Below are 17,061 nucleotides of genomic sequence, written 5' to 3' on the forward strand. Positions count from 1 at the left end.
CTCGGGCGTGCGATCCCGCTGCGGTCCGAGAGCGCGAACCGGCACCTGCGACCCGCTGATCGTCTCGACGCCGACCGTGAGAAACGGCTCGAAGCGTTCATCCGTCGTCTCCACGACGACCCCATCTCCGCCCGACCACCAGGCATCGACCACCATACGAGTATTGAGCACTCCTCGGCAGCTCTGTCGCGGTTCGGCGTCCACCGTGCGCACCACCGGGAATAGCGGTGGACCTCCGAGCGCTGAGGCAGGCATGGTCTCGCGCATCGGCTTCCTCTCCTTCGGCCATTACCAATCGGTCCCCGGGTCGCAGACGCGCTCCGCCCGCGACGTCCTCCTCCAGACGATCGAGCTCGCGGAGGCGGCGGAGGAGATCGGCATCGACGGCGCCTACGTCCGCGTGCACCACTTCGCGCCGCAGCTCGCCTCGCCCTTCCCGCTGCTGGCGGCGATCGCCGCGCGCACCCGCCGCATCGAGATCGGCACCGGGGTCATCGACATGCGCTACGAGAACCCGCTCTACATGGCGGAGGAGGCGGCTGCCGCCGACCTGATCTCGGGCGGCCGGCTCGAGCTCGGCGTCAGCCGGGGATCGCCCGAGACGGCCCTGCGCGGGTCCGAGGCGTTCGGCTTCGTTCCGCCTGAGGGGATGACCGACTCCGACCTCGCCCGGGAGAAGGTGCGGATCCTCCGGGAAGCGCTCGCCGGGGCGCCGGTCGCGCAGTCGGATCCGGCGATGACGCGCCAATCGCTCCCGCTCTCGATCGAGCCGCACTCGCCCGGGCTCGCGGACCGGATCTGGTGGGGTGCGGGCAGCTTCGCGACCGCTCGCTGGGCCGCCGAGCAGGGCATGAACCTGCAGTCGTCGACCCTGCTCCTGGAGGAGGAGGGCGTGCCCTTCGACGAGCTGCAGGCGCGCCAGATCCGCGACTACCGCGCCGCCTGGAGCGAGGCGGGCTGGGAGCGCGCCCCGCGTGTCTCCGTCTCGCGCAGCGTCCTTCCGATCACGACCGATCTCGACCGCCTGTACTTCGGCGGCCGCGGCGAGCAGGACCAGGTCGCCACCCTCGAGGGCGTCCGCGCCCGCTTCGGCCGCAGCTACACGGGCGAGCCGGACGGCGTGGCCGCCGAGCTGGCCGCCGACGTCGCCGTGCAGGAGGCGGACACGCTGCTGCTCACCGTGCCCAACCAGCTGGGCGTCGAGTACAACGCGCGGCTCCTGCGCACCGTGGCGGAGTCGATCGCCCCGGCTCTCGGCTGGTCGCCGGCGACCGTGAGAGTCTGACGCCGAGGCCCGATGCCGGACGCCCCGTCTCCTCGAGGAGAGGCGGGGCGTCCGTCTTTCTCCGCCCCTCGCATCCCTCCCGCCGACGCGAGGAGGGGACGGTGCCGGAAACGACGGAACCCCCCGCCTCTCCGAAGAGGGACGAGGGGTTCCGATCAGTGTGTCCGAGGGGGGACTTGAACCCCCACGCCCTATACGGGCACTAGCACCTCAAGCTAGCGCGTCTGCCATTTCCGCCACCCGGACGAGTGTTTCCTTCGACCTGCGTTTCCGCGGCCGAAGAAGACATTAGCACGGTTCCGGAGCCTCTCACGCCACCCCCCGGCCCCCCGGCCTCCGCGCGCCGTCGAGCCCGCGCCGGTACCGTTGCCCGCATGTCCGACAGCATCGACAGCGCGCCCGTGGCCGACAGCACCCTCGACGAGACCGCGCTCATCGCGCGCGATCTCATCCGCTTCGACACCAGCAACTACGGCGACGGGAAGGCGGAGCCGGAGCGCCCGGCCGCGGAGTACGTCGCGGCGAAGCTGCGCGACCTCGGCCTCGAGCCCGAGCTGATCGACTCCGACCCGGGACGCACGAGCGTCGTGGCGCGGGTCGCGGGGGAGGACCGCGAGCGCGGCGCCCTCGTCGTCCACGGGCACCTCGACGTGGTGCCCGCCATCGCCGACAACTGGAGCGTCGATCCGTTCGGCGGCGAGATCAAGGACGGCATGCTCTGGGGCCGCGGCGCGGTCGACATGAAGAACATGGACGCGATGATCCTCGCCTCGCTCGGCGACATCCTCCGCGAGGGGAGGCGCCCCTCCCGCGACCTCGTCATCGCCTTCTTCGCCGACGAGGAGGCGGGCGGCGTGCGGGGCTCGGGATTCCTGGCCCGTGAGCGGCCCGAGCTCTTCGCCGGAGCGACCGAGGCGATCAGCGAGGTCGGCGGCTACTCGATCGAGCTGGCGGGCAAGCGCGCCTACCTCGTGCAGACGGGCGAGAAGGCGCTGATGTGGCTGACCCTCCGCGCGCACGGCACGGCGGGGCACGGCTCGCAGATCAACTCCGAAAACGCCGTCACCCGGCTGGCGCAGGCGATCGCCCGCATCGGCAGCGAGGAGTGGCCCACCCGCCTCACCGACACCACGCGCGAGCTGCTCGACGAGGTCGCCCGCCTGCTCGGCCACGACCCTCAGCGCAGCACTCCGGAGGAGCTCGCACTCGCCACCGGCACCGCCTCGCGCTTCATCGCCGCGACGCTGCGCACCACCGCGAATCCGTCGATGCTGTCGGCCGGCTACAAGGCCAACGTCATCCCGGGCACGGCGGAGGCCACCATCGACGTGCGCGTCCTCCCCGGCGAGGAGGACGCGGTGCTCGAGCGCCTGAAGGTCCTCGCGGGCCAGCATGTCGAGATCCTCGTCCAGCACCGCGACATCGGGCTCGAGGTGCCCTTCGCCGGCCCCCTCGTCGAGAGCATGGCCGCCTCGATCCGCCGGTTCGACCCGGGCGCCGAGGTCCTGCCGTACCTGCTCTCCGGAGGCACCGACAACAAGGCGCTCTCGACGCTCGGCATCACCGGCTACGGGTTCGCGCCGCTCCAGCTGCCGTCGTCCCTGGACTTCCCGGCGCTGTTCCACGGGGTCGACGAGCGCGTTCCACTGGACGCACTAGTGTTTGGCAGGAAGGTCCTGACCGATCTCCTGCTGAGCTCCTGACGGCGCCGCGGACCGGGTCAGCACCGACCGATCCCGACCGACTGCTGGCCGACGACGCCCCAGCCCTCCTCGAAAGTGACGCATGGGCCTGCTCGACGCGCTGATCCTGGGACTCGTCCAGGGTCTGACCGAATTCCTCCCCATCTCCTCCAGCGCCCACCTCCGGATCGTCAGCGAGCTGCTGCCCGGTCTCGGCGGCCGCGACACCGGAGCCGCGTTCACCGCGATCACGCAGCTGGGCACCGAGACCGCCGTCATCATCTACTTCTGGCGCGACATCGTGCGGATCGTGTCGCACTGGTCCCGCTCCCTGGTCGGCCGCATCCCGCGCTCGGACCCGGACGCCCGCATGGGCTGGCTGATCATCCTGGGCAGCCTCCCGATCATCGTCCTCGGCCTCGTCTTCCAGGACGCGATCGAGACGACCCTCCGCTCCCTGTGGGTGGTGGCCACCACCCTCATCCTCTTCGGCATCCTGCTCGGCATCGCCGACGCGGTCGGCGCGAAGAAGCGCCGCCTGCGCGATCTGGGCGTCCGCGACGGCCTGATCTTCGGAGGCGCGCAGGCGCTCGCCCTGATCCCCGGCGTCTCCCGGTCGGGAGGCACCATCACCGCCGGCCTCTTCCTCGGCTACGAGCGCAAAGCGGCGGCGCGCTACTCCTTCCTCCTCGCGATCCCCGCGGTGTTCGGCAGCGGCCTCTACCAGCTGTACAAGAGCATCAGCGACCCGGTGGTGCTCCCGAACCAGGTCCAGGTCGGCGGGCTCGAGACCCTGGTGGCGACCATCGTCGCGTTCGTGGTCGGCTTCGTCGTGATCGCGTTCTTCATGAGCTACATCTCCCGCCGCAGCTTCCTCCCGTTCGTCGTGTACCGCATCGTGCTCGGCGTCGTCCTGATGGTCGCGCTCGCCACCGGCCTGATCGCCGCCTAGATGCGCGCCTGGACCGCCGCGGACGTCCCCGCCCTGCCCGGCCGGGGGAGCGCCCCGCGCCTGCACGACACCGCGACCGCCGGCCCCGTCGAGCTCGACGCGCCCAGCGGAGTCGCGAGCCTCTACGTCTGCGGCATCACGCCCTACGACGCCACCCATCTCGGGCACGCGTCGACCTACCTCGCCTTCGACACGGTCCAGCGCGTCTGGCTCGACGCGGGCTACACGGTCGAGTACGCCCAGAACGTGACCGACGTCGACGACCCGCTGCTCGAGCGGGCGACGGCCACCGGCGTCGACTGGCGAGACCTGGCCGAGGAGCAGGTCGAGCTGTTCCGCGGCGACATGGCCGCGCTGCGCGTCCTGCCTCCGCAGCACTACGTCGGCGTCACCGAGACGGTGGATCCCATCGCGGAGGCGGTCGCCCGTCTGGAGCGCGACGGCGTCGCCTACCGCGTCCCTGCTCCGGACGCGGCGGAGGACGGCGCGAGCGACCTCTACTACGACATCGCCGCGGCCGAGAGCGCCGTCTGGCACCTGGGCAGCGAGAGCCGGCTCGACGCGGAGTCGATGGTCCGCTTCTCGGCGCTGCGCGGGGGCGACCCGGAGCGCGCCGGCAAGCGCGACCCCCTCGATCCGCTGCTCTGGCGCGCCGAGCGCGCCGGCGAGCCCGCCTGGGACGCCGAGGTCGGCCGCGGTCGTCCGGGCTGGCACATCGAGTGCTCGGTGATCGCCCTCGACCGGCTCGGACCCGAGTTCACCCTGCAGGGCGGCGGGAGCGACCTGGTCTTCCCGCACCACGAGTTCAGCGCCGGCCACGCCGCCTCCCTGTCCGGCCGTCCTCTGGCCCGCGCCTACGCGCACGCCGGGATGGTCGCCTACCAGGGCGAGAAGATGAGCAAGTCGCTCGGCAACCTGGTGCTGGTCTCGCGTCTGCGGAGCGAAGGAGCGGACGCGCGAGCGATCCGCCTCGCACTCCTCGCGCACCACTACCGCTCCGACTGGGAGTGGCTGCCCGAGGACCTGCCGTCGGCCGAGGCGCGCCTGGCGCGCTGGGAGTCGGCCCTCGCCGCCGTCGGACCGCGCTCGGCGCTCGAGGTGCTGACGCAGCTGCGCGAGGTGCTGGCCGACGACCTCGACACTCCGGCCGCCCTCGCGGTCGTGGACGCCGCACTCACCGAGGGCGTGGACGACCCGTCGCTCCTGCGCGACGCGGTCGACGCCCTGCTCGGAGTCCGTCCGGCCTGACGCCCGTCCGGCTCGAGGCGTGTCCGGTCCGTGGTCGGTCCGGCCTGAGCCCGACCGGCCTGAGGCCCGACCGGCCTCAGGCCCGACCGGCTCGGACCCCCTCAGGGCCCGGTCCTCTGAGGAAGGCCGGAGGGTCACCGGTCGGGACCGGTCCTGTGATCGCCGGCTCCGACGCTCGAGCGCCGGCGGGGGCTACGGCCGCCAGGGCTCCTCGCCCGAGCGGCCGTCGCCGCGGCGGCGCAGGTAGCGCTCGAACTCCTGGGCGATCGCCTCGCCGCTCGCCTCGGGCGAGTCGACGGTGTCGCGCGCCTGCTCGAGCTGGGCGATGTACGCCGCCATCTCCTCGTCCTCGGCGGCGAGGGCGTCGATGCCGTGCTCCCACTCCTCCGCCTCCTCGACGAGGTCGCCGCGGGGGATCGCCAGGCCGACGACCTCCTCGAGCTTCTCGAGCAGCGCCAGCATCGCCTTGGGCGAGGGCGCGTTGTGCACGTAGTGCGGGACGGAGGCCCAGATCGAGACGGCGGGGATGCCGACCTTCTGCGCGGCCTCGCCGATCACGCTGAGGATGCCGACCGGCCCCTCGTAGCTGGAGCGCTCGAGCTCGAACGAGCTGCGCAGCTCCGCGTTCTCGCTCGAGGCGAAGATCGAGATCGGCCGGGTGTGCGGGACGTCGGCGAGCATCGCGCCGAGGAAGACGACGGCGGAGATGTCGATCGCGAGCATGGCGTCGACGACCTCGGCGGCGAAGCTCTTCCAGCTGCGCGAGGGCTCGGTGCCGATCATGAGGTACAGCGCGCTCTCGGCGTCGACCGAGGTGTCGGCCGGGCCGAAGATCTGGGTGCCGGGCCAGGCGAGACTGCGACGGCCGTCCTCGCCGATCGAGAGCATGGGGCGGGTGTACTGGAAGTCGTAGTACTGCTCGGCGTCGACGGCGAAGAGGGGCACGTACTCCCCGGCGTCCTTGACCAGCCGCAGCGCGCCGCTGGCGGCGTCCCCGGCGTCGTTCCAGCCCTCGAAGGCCACGACCAGGACGTTCCCCGTGATCACATTCATAGGCAGGATCTCCGCGTTCGGCTCGATGTCCGGGGAGCGCACACCGCGCCTGTCCCTCCGTCCAGGATAGGACCGCCTCCGACCCCGCCCGTCCCGCCCGGCGGGATCGACCGCGCTGTTCGCTCTCGGCCCGCGGCCGGGGAGGGGCGCGGCCCTGCCGGTACCATGGTCGCTCGTGACTCCCGAGACCTCCGCCCGGCCGCTGTCCTCCGAGCCGCTCGAAGGAGCAGCCGTCCCCGACGCCGTCCTCTGGGACATGGACGGGACGCTCGTCGACACCGAGCCGTACTGGATGGCCTCGGAGCACGCGCTCGTCTCCTCCTTCGGCGGAGTGTGGACGCACGAGGACGCGATGGGACTCGTCGGCTCGGGCCTGCCCGCCGCCGCCCGCATCCTGCAGGGCAAGGGCGTCGACCTCTCCGTCGACGCGATCATCGACCGGATGACCGACGAGGTCGTCGACCGGCTGGCCGTGAGCATCCCGTGGCGCCCGGGCGCGCTCGAGCTGCTGCGCGCGGTGTCCGACGCGGGAGTACCGCAGGCGCTGGTCACGATGTCGATCTCGCGGATGGCCGCGGCCGTCGTCGACCGGATCCCGTTCCCCGCCTTCGCGGCCGTCGTCAGCGGGGGCATGGTCGAGCGCAGCAAGCCCGATCCGGAGGCGTACCTCCTCGCTGCGAGCACTCTCGGCGTCGACATCGCCGCCTGCGTGGCGATCGAGGACTCCCTCCCGGGCCTCGGCGCGGCCGTCGCCTCCGGTGCCGCGGCGATCGGCGTCCCGCACCAGCTCGAGCTGGACCCCGCCGCCCCCTACGCCCTCTGGCCCACCCTCGCGGGCCGCACCGTCGCGGACCTCGCGTCGGTGTCCTCCGAGCACCGCGGCTCCGGCCCGGCCACGACCGAGACGGAGGCCCGCCGATGACCGGTGAGGCACTGCAGCATTCCGGACCTTTCCGCGCGGGGGACCGCGTCCAGCTGACGGGCCCCAAGGGGCGGATGAACACCATCACGCTCGTTCCCGGCACGGTGTTCCACACCCACCGGGGCGGCATCGAGCACGACACGGTGATCGGGCTGCCCGACGGCTCCGTGGTGACCAACACCGTCGGCGTCGAGCACCTCGCACTGCGTCCCCTCCTCGCCGACTTCGTGATGTCGATGCCCCGCGGCGCGGCGATCGTGTACCCGAAGGACGCCGCCCAGATCCTCGCCCTCGCCGACGTCTTCCCCGGCGCCCGCGTCGTCGAGGCCGGTGTCGGCTCCGGCGCGCTCTCGCTCTGGCTGCTGCGGGCGGTCGGGCCGACCGGACGGCTGTCGTCGTTCGAGCGGCGCGAGGAGTTCGCCGATGTCGCACGGGCGAACATCGAGACCTTCCTGGGCTACACGCCCGACAACTGGAGCGTCACCGTCGGCGACCTCGTCGAGGCGCTGCCCGGCACCGTCCCGTCCGGCGAGGCCGACCGCGTCGTGCTCGACATGCTCGCACCGTGGGAGTGCCTCGACGTCGCCGCCGTGGCTCTCACGCCCGGGGGAGTGCTCCTCTGCTACGTGGCCACCGTCACTCAGCTCTCGCGGACGGCGGAGGCGATCCGCGCCTCGGGCCTGTTCACGAACCCCTCGTCGAACGAGACCATGGTCCGCGGCTGGCACGTCGAGGGCCTCGCGGTCCGGCCGGACCACCGGATGATCGGCCACACCGGCTTCCTCATCACCGCGCGCCGGCTCGCTCCGGACACCGTGCTCCCCGAGCTCAAGCGGCGCCCGTCGAAGACCGACTTCAGCGACGAGGACGTGGAGGCCTGGACGCCCGGCGCGCTCGGCGAGCGTGCCGTGAGCCCCAAGAGCCTGCGCAAGCGGGTCCGCGAGTCCGCCACCAGTGCCGAGCTCTCGCGGGCCCGCGGCTTCGGCGAGGAGACCGCGGAGCCCGACGACGAGGGCATCCTCTAAGCTGTTCCCGGCCTCCGGGCCGTCTCCACCTCGGGCGTCACCGCTCCCCTTCTCTCGAATCGAGGACCCGTGCGCAGGACCACCGCGCTCATCGCCGGCATCGGCATCGTCGCCGCTCTCACCGGATGCACCGCGTCCTCCTCGCAGGCCGACTGCGACGCTCCGTTCTCCTCCGGCGACTCCTCGGCGGCGGTCAGCGCCACGGGCGACTTCGGAGCGAAGCCGGACGTCAGCGTCCCGACGCCGCTGAAGGCGGACGGCACGCAGGTGAGCACCCTCATCGAGGGCTCGGGCGCACCGCTCGAGAAGGGCCAGCTCGTCACCATCGACTACACCCTGGTCAACGGAGCGGACGGCACCGTGCTCGAGACCTCGCCCTACGACGGGTCGAGCACCGCCCGCTTCGGCGTCGGCGGAGCCGGGCTCGTCGGCCTGAACGAGGGCCTCCTCTGCACGCAGGTCGGCTCGCGCGTCGCCATCGCGATCGCCCCCGAGGACGGCTTCGGCCAGTCCTCGTCGCAGCTGGGCATCTCGGAGGACGACACGCTCGTGCTCGTCGCGGACGTCCGCGAGGCCTCGCTGGCCCGCGCGAACGGCGCCGCCCAGCCCGCGCCCGACGGCTTCCCGACGGTGACCCTCGGCGACGACGGACGTCCGGGGCTCGCGAAGCCCTCCGGCGACGCGCCGACCGACCTCCGCATCGCCCAGCTCAAGAAGGGCGACGGCGACGTCGTCGCCGAGGGCGACCAGGTCGTCGTGGCCTACACGGGCTGGCAGTGGAGCGACGGGAAGGTGTTCGACTCCAGCTGGGAGAAGGGCGCGCCCGCCGTCTTCACGGCCGCCGACGGCTCGACCACCCAGGGCGGAGTGATCGCCGGGTTCGCCGACGCCCTCATCGGCCAGCCCGTGGGCTCCCAGGTCATCGCGGTCATCCCGCCGGACCAGGGCTACGGCGACCAGGGCTCGCCCCAGGGCGGGATCCCCGGCGGCGCCACGCTGATCTTCGTCGCCGACATCCTCGGAAAGGTCTGACCGGGCCCGGCCCTAGACTGGAGGGCGTGCCTTCCGACGCCCCGTCCTCGAGCCGCGTCCCGGCCGAGGAGCGTCTGTTCAACCTCGTGCTCGCGCTCGTCGCGGCCGAGAACGGACTGACGAAGGCCGACGTCCTCTCGACGGTGCAGGGCTACCGGCAGCGGGTGGGCCGGGGCGATCGGACCTCGCTCGAGCGCCAGTTCGAGCGCGACAAGGACGACCTGCGCGAGCTGGGCATCCCGATCGAGACGGTCGACGCCCCGGGCGACCCGGGCAACACCCAGACCGTCCGGTACCGCATCGCGAAGCGCAGCTACGACCTCCCGGCCGACCTGACCTTCGATCCTGAGGAGCTCGCCCTGCTCCGCCTGGCCGGTGCCGTCTGGCGTGAGGGGACGCTCTCGGCGGAGTCGCGGCGCGCGCTGATCAAGCTGCGCTCGATCGGAGTCGAGTCCGTCGATCCCGTCATCGGCATCAGCCCCTCGATCCGGGTCCGCGAGGCCTCGTTCGAGCCGCTCAACGCCGCGCTCGACCGCGGCCAGGTCGTCCGTTTCCCCTACCTCAAGCCCGGCGGCGAGGAGCCGCGCGTGCGCACCGTGCAGCCGCGCGCCCTGGTGAACCACCAGGGGCGCTGGCACCTCCACGGCTGGGACGAGGGCGCCGAGGGCACGCGGACCTTCCTCCTGTCGCGGATCGTCGGGCCGGTCGCACCGACCGGCCGCATCGCGCCCCCCGCCGAGGGGGACCACGCGGCGACCGCTCTCGCCCAGCTCGACGAGATCCTGCAGCGCAACAGCGCGCTCCTGCGCGTCGCCCCCGACTCCGACGCCGCCCTCCGTCTCGGCGGGCGTGCCGAGGCCGAGGGCGAGGGCCAGGGCCTGCTGCGCCTGCACTACACAGACCCGGACGTGCTCGCCGACGAGCTCGCCGGCCACGGTCCCGAGGTGCGGGTGCTCGAGCCGGAGGAGCTCCGCCGACGCGTCCTCGACCGCCTCCGCCGCACCCTGGCCGACCATGGAGGGGATCCCCGTGGCTAGGCCCCGCTCCCTGCAGGCGCGCGACCGCCTGGCCGTCCTGCTCTCCCTCGTGCCCTACCTGCTCGACCGGGGCCGCGTCTCCGTCGCCGAGGTCGCCGCGCACTTCGAGATCCCGGAGGAGGAGGTGCGCCGCGCGGTGCGACTCATCGCCGTCTCGGGCATCCCCGGCGAGACCGCGCAGTACCAGGCGAACGACCTCTTCGACATCGGCTGGGACGACTTCGAGGAGAACGACCACGTCGTCCTCACCCACCAGGTCGCCATCGACGACTCGCCGAGGTTCTCGGCGCGCGAGGCCGCGGCCCTCATCGCCGGCATGCAGTACCTCGCAGCCCTGCCCGAGAACCAGGGCAACGACCGGATCGCCTCGCTGATGGGGAAGCTCGCGCGCGGCGCCTCCTCGGCCCCGAGCGCGGTGGCGGTCTCGCGCGGCACGGGCGCCGACACCGCTGTGGCGCTCCTGCGGACCGCGATGGACTCCGCGACGCAGGTCGCGTTCGACTACCGCAGCGCCCGCGGCGAGACCGAGTCCCGGCTCGTCGACCCCTTCGTGCTCGAATCGGTCGACCGGGACTGGTACCTCCGCGGATGGGACCACCTCCGCGAGGGCGTCAGGACGTTCCGCGTCGACAGGATGCGCTCCCTCCGCGATACGGGGACGCCGATCGTCCGGCGCCGCAACGAGGTGACCCTCTCGGAGCGACTCTTCGAGGCCTCCGCCTCCGATCTCGTCGTGGACCTGCGCGTCGCCCCCAGCGCCGTCGTGCTGCTGGGCGACTACGCGGCGGACGCCGAGTTCCCTGATCCGGAGCCGGGGGAGGAGGACCACGGCGTCCTCGTCCGTCTCCGCGTCGCCCATCTGCAGGGACTGACACGCCTGGTGGCGTCATTGGCGGGACTCGTCACCGTGGTGGCGCCCCCGGAGGCGCGCACCGCGGTCGCGCACTGGGTCGCCGCCGCACTCGCCGCGAACGAGGGGGAGCCGTCATGACGTGGTGGTCGTGGATCCTGATCTGGCTCGGCCTCGCGCTGGGCGCTCTGACGATGCTGGTCCTCTTCGCCCTCTCCTACTGGCGCAAGGGGAAGACGCTCCTCGGACAGCTGTCGGAGGTCACCGCGAAACTCGAGGCACTGAGTCCCGGAGTGACGGACGACCTGCCGCCCCGGCCGCCTTCGTCGCTGTTCGCCGATCGCGACGACGTGAGGCGTGCGCACGAGGGCCGACGCGACGCACGTCGCGACAGGATCGATCTCCGCCGGTCAGGAAGGGTCGAACGGGGTAAGCTCCTCGTACACCGCAACCGACAAGTGAAGTGAGTCTGCAATGTTCGCTGGCCTCCAGGGGTGGCACCTCCTCATCATCCTCGCCGTGATCCTCCTCCTGTTCGGTGCGCCCAAGCTCCCGCAGCTGGCCCGCAGTGTCGGGCAGTCGATGCGGATCTTCAAGAGCGAGGTCAAGACCATGAAGGACGAGGACGGCACCGAGCGCCGTGAGTCGACCGAGGGGACCACCGGCACCGTCGCCGGATCCACCGGCACGACCACCGGCACCGGCACCACCACGCCGCCCGAGTCCCCGCTCAAGTAATGACGTCCGTGGCATCGAAGAAGCCACGGACGAAGCGGACGAAGAACCCCGACGGGCGCATGTCGCTCGGGGCTCATCTCGTCGAGCTTCGCAACAGGCTCTTCAAGTCGGCGATCACGATCGTCATCGCGTGCGTCGCGGGCTGGTTCGTCTCGGAGTGGGTCTTCGAGGCGCTCAAGGCTCCGATCTCCGAGGTGGCCGCCACCCAGGGCAAGGAGGCGATCCTCAACTTCCCGACGATCGCCGGCGCCTTCGACCTGCGGCTCCAGATCGCCATCACGGTCGGCGTCGTCCTGGCGAGCCCGGTCTGGCTCTACCAGATCTGGGCGTTCCTCGTCCCGGGCCTGACCCGCAAGGAGATGCGGTACGGCCTCGGCTTCATCCTCACCGCCATCCCGCTGTTCTTCGCGGGCTGCGCGGCCGGCTGGTTCGTGTTCCCGCACATCGTGGAGCTCCTGACCAGCTTCACCGGCAGCGACGCGGCGAGCTTCCTCGACGCCAAGGTCTACTACGAGTTCGTTCTCAAGCTCGTGCTGGTCGTCGGCATCGCCTTCGTGCTGCCCGTCTTCCTGGTGCTCCTCAACTTCCTCGGCATCCTCCCCGGCATGCTGATCCTCAAGTCGTGGCGCCTCGCGATCATGGCGATCGTGCTCTTCACGGCGATCGCGACCCCCGCGGCCGACCCGATCTCGATGTTCCTCCTGGCCATCCCGATCATCTTCCTGTTCTTCCTCGCCTGCGGGATCGCGATCCTGCACGACAGGCGCGCCGCCAAGCGCCAGCTGGTGTTCGACGGCAGCCCCTCCGACCTGCCCGCGTGACCGGACCGTCTCCTTCCGAGCGGTTCGCCGCGTTCCGGACGCGCCAGGGCCACGCGAGGGTCGAGGCTTTCCGCTCGACCCTCGCGTTCGATCTCGACCCCTTCCAGTACGAGGCCTGCAGCGCGCTCGACGACGGGCACAGCGTCCTCGTCGCCGCGCCGACCGGTGCCGGCAAGACCGCGGTGGCGGAGTTCGCGATCCATCTGGCCATGCAGGACCCGACGGCCAAGGTCTTCTACACGACGCCGATGAAGGCGCTGAGCAACCAGAAGTTCCAGGAGTTCGTCGACGACTACGGAGCTTCCGAGGTCGGCCTGCTGACCGGCGACTCGAACGTCAACGCGCGAGCCCGCATCGTCGTGATGACGACCGAGGTGCTGCGCAACATGCTGTACGCGGACTCGGACCTCCTGCGCGACCTCGCCTATGTCGTGATGGACGAGGTGCACTATCTCGCCGACCGCTTCCGCGGCGCCGTCTGGGAGGAGGTCATCATCCACCTCCCGCAGCGGGTGCGGCTGGTCTCGCTCAGCGCGACCGTGTCGAACGCCGAGGAGTTCGGCGACTGGCTCCAGACCGTCCGCGGCGAGACCGAGGTCATCGTCTCCGAGGAGCGCCCCGTCCCGCTCGACCAGCACGTGCTGGTGGGCGGCAAGCTCGTCGACCTCTTCGACTCCTCCGGACGGGCGGCGACGAACCGGGTGAACCCGGAGCTCGCCCGCATGGCCCAGGGCGGCTCCCGGGTCGAGCGCGGCGGCCGGGGCGGCCGCAACGGCCGAGGCGGTCGCGGCCGCTACCCGGAGCAGCGCACCGAGGAGCTCGTGCTGCGCTCGGAGGTCGTCGAGATCCTGCGCGGCAAGAACCTCCTCCCCGCGATCTTCTTCGTCTTCAGCCGCGCGGGCTGCGACCAGGCCGTGCGCCAGGTCCTCCGGTCGGGCGTGCGCCTCACCGAGCGCCACGAGCGCGACGAGATCCGCGCGATCGTCGAGGAGCGCTGCCGGACCATCCGAGACGAGGACCTCGCGGTGCTCGGCTACTGGGAGTGGCTCGACGGACTCCAGCGGGGCGTCGCCGCGCACCACGCCGGGATGCTCCCCGCCTTCAAGGAGGTCGTGGAGGAGCTGTTCCTGCGCCGGCTCGTGCGCGTGGTCTTCGCGACCGAGACGCTCGCGCTCGGCATCAACATGCCGGCCCGCACGGTCGTCCTCGAGAAGCTCGAGAAGTTCAACGGCGAGGCGCGCGTCCCGATCACGCCGGGGGAGTACACCCAGCTCACCGGCCGCGCCGGCCGACGGGGCATCGACGTCGAGGGCCACTCGGTGATCCAGTGGCGCGGCGGGATGGACCCGCAGGCGGTCGCGTCCCTCGCCTCGCGGCGGACCTACCCGCTCAACTCCAGCTTCCGGCCCAGCTACAACATGGCCGCGAACCTGATCGAGCAGTTCGGGCGGGTGCGCACGCGCGAGATCCTCGAGTCGTCGTTCGCGCAGTTCCAGGCCGACCGGTCCGTCGTCGATCTCGCCCGCCGGGTCCGCCAGCAGGAGGAGTCGATGGCGGGCTACGTCACGGCGATGCAGTGCCACCTGGGCGACTTCGAGCAGTACGCGGCGATCCGCCGCGAGATCGGCGACCTCGAGCGCCGGGGGGCGGTGCGCGGCGAATCGGCCTCCCACGCCGAGCGCGAGAAGCGCCAGGGACAGCTCACGAGCCTGCGGCGCCGGATGAAGGCCCACCCGTGCCACGCCTGCTCCGACCGCGAGCAGCACGCCCGCTGGGCCGAGCGGTGGTGGAAGCTGCGCCGCGAGACCGACGAGATCGAGCGTCAGATCCGCTCGCGCACCGGCGCCGTCGCCCGCATCTTCGACCACATCACGGACGTGCTGCTCGAGCTGGGCTACTTCCGCCGGGACGAGGTCGGCGAGCTCTCGCTGACGCCGAACGGACGCACGCTCCGCCGGATCTACGGGGAGCGGGACCTGCTGGTCGCCGAGTGCCTCCGGAAGCAGGCGTGGACGGAGCTCGATCCGGCCGGCCTCGCGGCGATGGCGTGCTGCCTCGTCTTCGAGCCGCGACGCGAGGAGGGGACGCTGGGCGAGCAGTTCCTGCCCCGCGGCGCGTTCCCGGAGGCGCTGGAGAGGACCCAGCTGCTGTGGGCCCGGCTCGACGACGTCGAGCGCGACCACCGCCTGCCGGGCAGCAACCCGATCTCGACGAGCCTCGCGCTCTCGATGAACATGTGGGCCAAGGGCATGCCGCTCGACATGGTGCTCCGCGAGTCCGACATGGCCGCCGGCGACTTCGTGCGCTGGGCGAAGCAGACCATCGACCTCCTCGACCAGCTCTCCGTCGTCGCCGAGGGCAAGGTCGGCCGGGCGGCCCGGACCGCCCTCGACCTGGTCCGCCGGGGCATCGTCGCGTACTCGACCGTCGCATGACGCCCCTCGCTCCTCCGCCCGACGGGCGGACCGTTCCGCTGTGGGTGGCGCTGCCCCTCGCGGCCCTCGGCGGTGCCGTGCTCGACCGCGGCTTCCCCGACTCCGATGTCTGGCCGCTGGCGATCGTGGGCGCCGCGGCGATCCTGTTCGCGCTGGCGGGGCGGAGCTTCTGGAGCGGGACCCTCGTCGGCCTCGTCGGCGGAGCGGTCTTCTGGGGTGTCCACATCGAGTGGCTGACTCTCTACCTCGGTCCGGTCCCGTGGGTGGCCCTCGCCGGCCTGCAGGCGATCTTCTTCGCCCTCTCCGCCGGGCTCATGGCGGTCGTCTCCACGCGCGGCCACCGCGTCTGGACCGGGCCGCTCGGCCGGATGGTCGGTCTCCCCGCCCTCCTGGGGGCGCTCTGGATCGGGCGGGAGTCGATCACCAGCGTGTGGCCCTACGGCGGCTTCGCCTGGGGCCGTCTCGCGATCTCGCAGTCCCTCGGTCCGCTCGCCGGTCTCGCGGCGTGGATCGGCTTCGCCGGGCTCGGCTTCGTCGTGGCGTTCCTCGCCGCCGTGCTCGCGCAGGCCGTCCGCGAGGTCTCCGTCCCGGCCTCCGCCCGCGTGAGCACTCTCGCGGGCTTCGCGATCGTGGCGCTGGTGTTCCCCGCCTGGCCGGCGCCGACGGAGGGCACGACCCGGATCGCCGCCGTCCAGGGCGACTCCGATGCGGGCCTGTTCTCGCAGAGCTACCGCGGGCAGATCCTCGAGGACCACACCTCGGCGACGCTGCCGATCCTCGACGAGGACGTCGACATGGTGGTGTGGCCCGAGAACGGGGTCGACATCGATCCGACCCGGAACGCCCAGTCGGCTGCCGTCCTCGACTACCTCAGCCGGACGATGGACGCGCCGTTCATCGTGGGCACGATCACCAATCCGTCGGACGACGTCTTCTACAACAGCTCGCTGCTCTGGAAGGCGGGGGAGGGGGCGACGCAGGTCTACGACAAGGTGCACCCTGTCCCGTTCGCCGAGTACATGCCGGACCGCGCGTTCTGGCGGATGTTCGCTCCTGATCTGGTCGACCTGGTGAGCCGCGACTACTCGATCGGCACACGTCCCAACGTCTTCGACGTGAACGGCGTGCTCGCGGGCATAGCGATCTGCTTCGACATCTCGGACGACGCGCTGACGAACGCGATGGTCGACGGGGGAGCCCAGGTCATCCTCGGGCAGACCAACAACGCCGACTTCGGCCGGACCGACGAGAGCGTCCAGCAGCTCGCCATCGCGCGCCTGCGCGCCATCGAGACAGGGCGCAGCGTGGTCAACATCTCGACGGTCGGGACCAGTGCGATCATCGGGCCGGACGGCACGACGATCGACTCCCTGACATGGTTCGAGCCGGGTGCCATGGTGGATGAGGTCCCCCTCAGCTCCACCACGACCCCGGCTCTGGTGTGGGCGCGAGACCTCGGCTGGTACTTCCTGGCCGCCGGTCTCATCGGCATGGTCTCGTTCGTCCTCAGGACGCGCGAGCCGCGACGCCGTTCCCGCTGACCGGCGCTACGCGCCGATCTTGTGCTCGCCGCGCCTGGCGCGCAGATAGGCGAGCCGCTCCTCGAGCAGCTCCTCCAGCTCCGCGCGGGTCCGCCGCTCGAGCAGCATGTCCCAGTGGGTGCGCGGAGCCTTCTGCTCGCCCTTGTCCACGACGACCGGCTTCGAGTCCACCATCAGAGTGGCCTCGTGACCGCAGGAGCGGCACTCCCAGGTCTCCGGTGCTTCCGCGTCGGCCGAGAACACCATGTCGGTGTCGTGGCCGCAGTTCGCGCAGTGGTACTCGTAGGTCGATCGCGGGGAGAAGACGACGCCTTCTTCGCTCTGCAGGCTCTGGGATCCGAGCCGCATTCCTCGCAAGCTTCGATCTGCCATTGTGTGGTCTCCTCTCGCTGTGCTTCCCCAGTGTCAACGTCGTACCTGGAGGTGGTCTTCCCGTCCCT

Annotated in this window: 16 protein-coding genes and 1 tRNA gene; 14 read left to right on the forward strand and 3 right to left on the reverse strand. The window is 71.7% G+C overall.

Features of this window, described 5'->3' with window-relative positions; all coding sequences use genetic code 11:
• Positions 1–253 precede the first annotated feature (253 nt).
• Positions 254–1,285 (forward strand): LLM class flavin-dependent oxidoreductase, encoded by a 1,032-nt coding sequence (locus tag C5D08_RS02330; RefSeq protein ID WP_104275633.1) that lies wholly within the window; start codon positions 254–256, stop codon positions 1,283–1,285.
• Positions 1,286–1,446: 161 nt separating this feature from the next.
• Here C5D08_RS02330 and C5D08_RS02335 read toward each other — a convergent pair.
• Positions 1,447–1,531: transfer RNA gene (locus C5D08_RS02335), tRNA-Leu, on the reverse strand.
• A gap of 128 nt (positions 1,532–1,659) precedes the next feature.
• Here C5D08_RS02335 and C5D08_RS02340 point away from each other — a divergent pair.
• The 3 genes from C5D08_RS02340 to mshC all read left to right on the forward strand — a co-directional run bounded on the left by C5D08_RS02340 (position 1,660) and on the right by mshC (position 5,167).
• Positions 1,660–2,988 carry a M20/M25/M40 family metallo-hydrolase gene (locus C5D08_RS02340; RefSeq protein ID WP_104275634.1) on the forward strand — a complete coding sequence of 443 codons (1,329 nt, stop codon included), beginning with the start codon at positions 1,660–1,662 and terminating at the stop codon, positions 2,986–2,988.
• 82 nt (positions 2,989–3,070) lie between these two features.
• Positions 3,071–3,919, forward strand: a complete 849-nt coding sequence (locus C5D08_RS02345) for an undecaprenyl-diphosphate phosphatase (RefSeq protein WP_104275635.1) — start codon at positions 3,071–3,073, stop codon at positions 3,917–3,919.
• Positions 3,920–5,167: a cysteine--1-D-myo-inosityl 2-amino-2-deoxy-alpha-D-glucopyranoside ligase gene (gene mshC / locus C5D08_RS02350; protein ID WP_104275636.1), complete on the forward strand. Its 1,248-nt coding sequence runs from the start codon at positions 3,920–3,922 to the stop codon at positions 5,165–5,167.
• Between the two features lie 192 nt (positions 5,168–5,359).
• Here the strand turns inward: mshC and C5D08_RS02355 are convergent, their stop codons facing one another.
• Positions 5,360–6,220, reverse strand: coding sequence for a proteasome assembly chaperone family protein (locus C5D08_RS02355; protein ID WP_104275699.1), 861 nt, complete (start codon positions 6,218–6,220; stop codon positions 5,360–5,362).
• A gap of 175 nt (positions 6,221–6,395) precedes the next feature.
• On the opposite strand from C5D08_RS02355, the gene C5D08_RS02360 reads away from it, so the two are divergent.
• The 10 genes from C5D08_RS02360 (at position 6,396) to lnt (ending at position 16,621) form a co-directional block, all read left to right on the forward strand.
• Positions 6,396–7,142, forward strand: coding sequence for an HAD family phosphatase (locus tag C5D08_RS02360; RefSeq protein ID WP_258067226.1), 747 nt, complete (start codon positions 6,396–6,398; stop codon positions 7,140–7,142).
• Positions 7,139–8,167 (forward strand): tRNA (adenine-N1)-methyltransferase, encoded by a 1,029-nt coding sequence (locus tag C5D08_RS02365; RefSeq protein WP_104275637.1) that lies wholly within the window; start codon positions 7,139–7,141, stop codon positions 8,165–8,167. Before C5D08_RS02360 ends, C5D08_RS02365 begins: the two co-directional genes overlap by 4 nt.
• Before the next feature lie 69 nt (positions 8,168–8,236).
• On the forward strand, positions 8,237–9,199 hold the full coding sequence (locus C5D08_RS02370; protein ID WP_104222014.1) for an FKBP-type peptidyl-prolyl cis-trans isomerase: 963 nt from the start codon (positions 8,237–8,239) through the stop codon (positions 9,197–9,199).
• Positions 9,200–9,225: 26 nt separating this feature from the next.
• The gene (locus tag C5D08_RS02375; protein WP_104275638.1) at positions 9,226–10,236 is read left to right on the forward strand and encodes a YafY family protein; all 1,011 of its coding nucleotides are present in this window, start codon (positions 9,226–9,228) and stop codon (positions 10,234–10,236) included.
• Complete coding sequence (locus C5D08_RS02380) at positions 10,229–11,227, forward strand: YafY family protein (RefSeq protein WP_258067227.1); 999 nt, start codon at positions 10,229–10,231, stop codon at positions 11,225–11,227. The genes C5D08_RS02375 and C5D08_RS02380 overlap by 8 nt, the downstream gene beginning before the upstream one ends.
• Positions 11,224–11,553, forward strand: coding sequence for a hypothetical protein (locus C5D08_RS02385; protein ID WP_104275640.1), 330 nt, complete (start codon positions 11,224–11,226; stop codon positions 11,551–11,553). The genes C5D08_RS02380 and C5D08_RS02385 overlap by 4 nt, the downstream gene beginning before the upstream one ends.
• 7 nt (positions 11,554–11,560) lie before the next feature.
• Positions 11,561–11,824, forward strand: a complete 264-nt coding sequence (gene tatA, locus C5D08_RS02390; protein WP_104222022.1) for a Sec-independent protein translocase subunit TatA — start codon at positions 11,561–11,563, stop codon at positions 11,822–11,824.
• Positions 11,824–12,645 carry a twin-arginine translocase subunit TatC gene (gene tatC / locus C5D08_RS02395; protein ID WP_374953932.1) on the forward strand — a complete coding sequence of 274 codons (822 nt, stop codon included), beginning with the start codon at positions 11,824–11,826 and terminating at the stop codon, positions 12,643–12,645. Before tatA ends, tatC begins: the two co-directional genes overlap by 1 nt.
• Positions 12,642–15,080 (forward strand): RNA helicase, encoded by a 2,439-nt coding sequence (locus C5D08_RS02400; RefSeq protein ID WP_104275642.1) that lies wholly within the window; start codon positions 12,642–12,644, stop codon positions 15,078–15,080. Before tatC ends, C5D08_RS02400 begins: the two co-directional genes overlap by 4 nt.
• Complete coding sequence (lnt, locus tag C5D08_RS02405; RefSeq protein WP_104275643.1) at positions 15,077–16,621, forward strand: apolipoprotein N-acyltransferase; 1,545 nt, start codon at positions 15,077–15,079, stop codon at positions 16,619–16,621. The genes C5D08_RS02400 and lnt overlap by 4 nt, the downstream gene beginning before the upstream one ends.
• Positions 16,622–16,627: 6 nt before the next feature.
• Here the strand turns inward: lnt and C5D08_RS02410 are convergent, their stop codons facing one another.
• Positions 16,628–16,993 (reverse strand): RNA polymerase-binding protein RbpA, encoded by a 366-nt coding sequence (locus tag C5D08_RS02410; RefSeq protein WP_068207052.1) that lies wholly within the window; start codon positions 16,991–16,993, stop codon positions 16,628–16,630.
• Positions 16,994–17,061 lie beyond the last annotated feature (68 nt).

The sequence above is a fragment of the Rathayibacter sp. AY1B6 genome (assembly GCF_002932755.1).
In the GTDB taxonomy this organism is placed as follows: domain Bacteria; phylum Actinomycetota; class Actinomycetes; order Actinomycetales; family Microbacteriaceae; genus Rathayibacter.

Coding starts and splice junctions, on each gene's coding strand:
- C5D08_RS02340 (WP_104275634.1), top strand. CDS start 1,660: ATGTCCGACAGCATCGACAGCGCGCCCGTGGCCGACAGCACCCTCGAC.
- mshC (WP_104275636.1), top strand. CDS start 3,920: ATGCGCGCCTGGACCGCCGCGGACGTCCCCGCCCTGCCCGGCCGGGGG.
- tatA (WP_104222022.1), top strand. CDS start 11,561: ATGTTCGCTGGCCTCCAGGGGTGGCACCTCCTCATCATCCTCGCCGTG.
- C5D08_RS02330 (WP_104275633.1), top strand. CDS start 254: ATGGTCTCGCGCATCGGCTTCCTCTCCTTCGGCCATTACCAATCGGTC.
- C5D08_RS02365 (WP_104275637.1), top strand. CDS start 7,139: ATGACCGGTGAGGCACTGCAGCATTCCGGACCTTTCCGCGCGGGGGAC.
- C5D08_RS02385 (WP_104275640.1), top strand. CDS start 11,224: ATGACGTGGTGGTCGTGGATCCTGATCTGGCTCGGCCTCGCGCTGGGC.
- C5D08_RS02410 (WP_068207052.1), bottom strand. CDS start 16,993: ATGGCAGATCGAAGCTTGCGAGGAATGCGGCTCGGATCCCAGAGCCTG.
- lnt (WP_104275643.1), top strand. CDS start 15,077: ATGACGCCCCTCGCTCCTCCGCCCGACGGGCGGACCGTTCCGCTGTGG.
- C5D08_RS02345 (WP_104275635.1), top strand. CDS start 3,071: ATGGGCCTGCTCGACGCGCTGATCCTGGGACTCGTCCAGGGTCTGACC.
- tatC (WP_374953932.1), top strand. CDS start 11,824: ATGACGTCCGTGGCATCGAAGAAGCCACGGACGAAGCGGACGAAGAAC.
- C5D08_RS02355 (WP_104275699.1), bottom strand. CDS start 6,220: ATGAATGTGATCACGGGGAACGTCCTGGTCGTGGCCTTCGAGGGCTGG.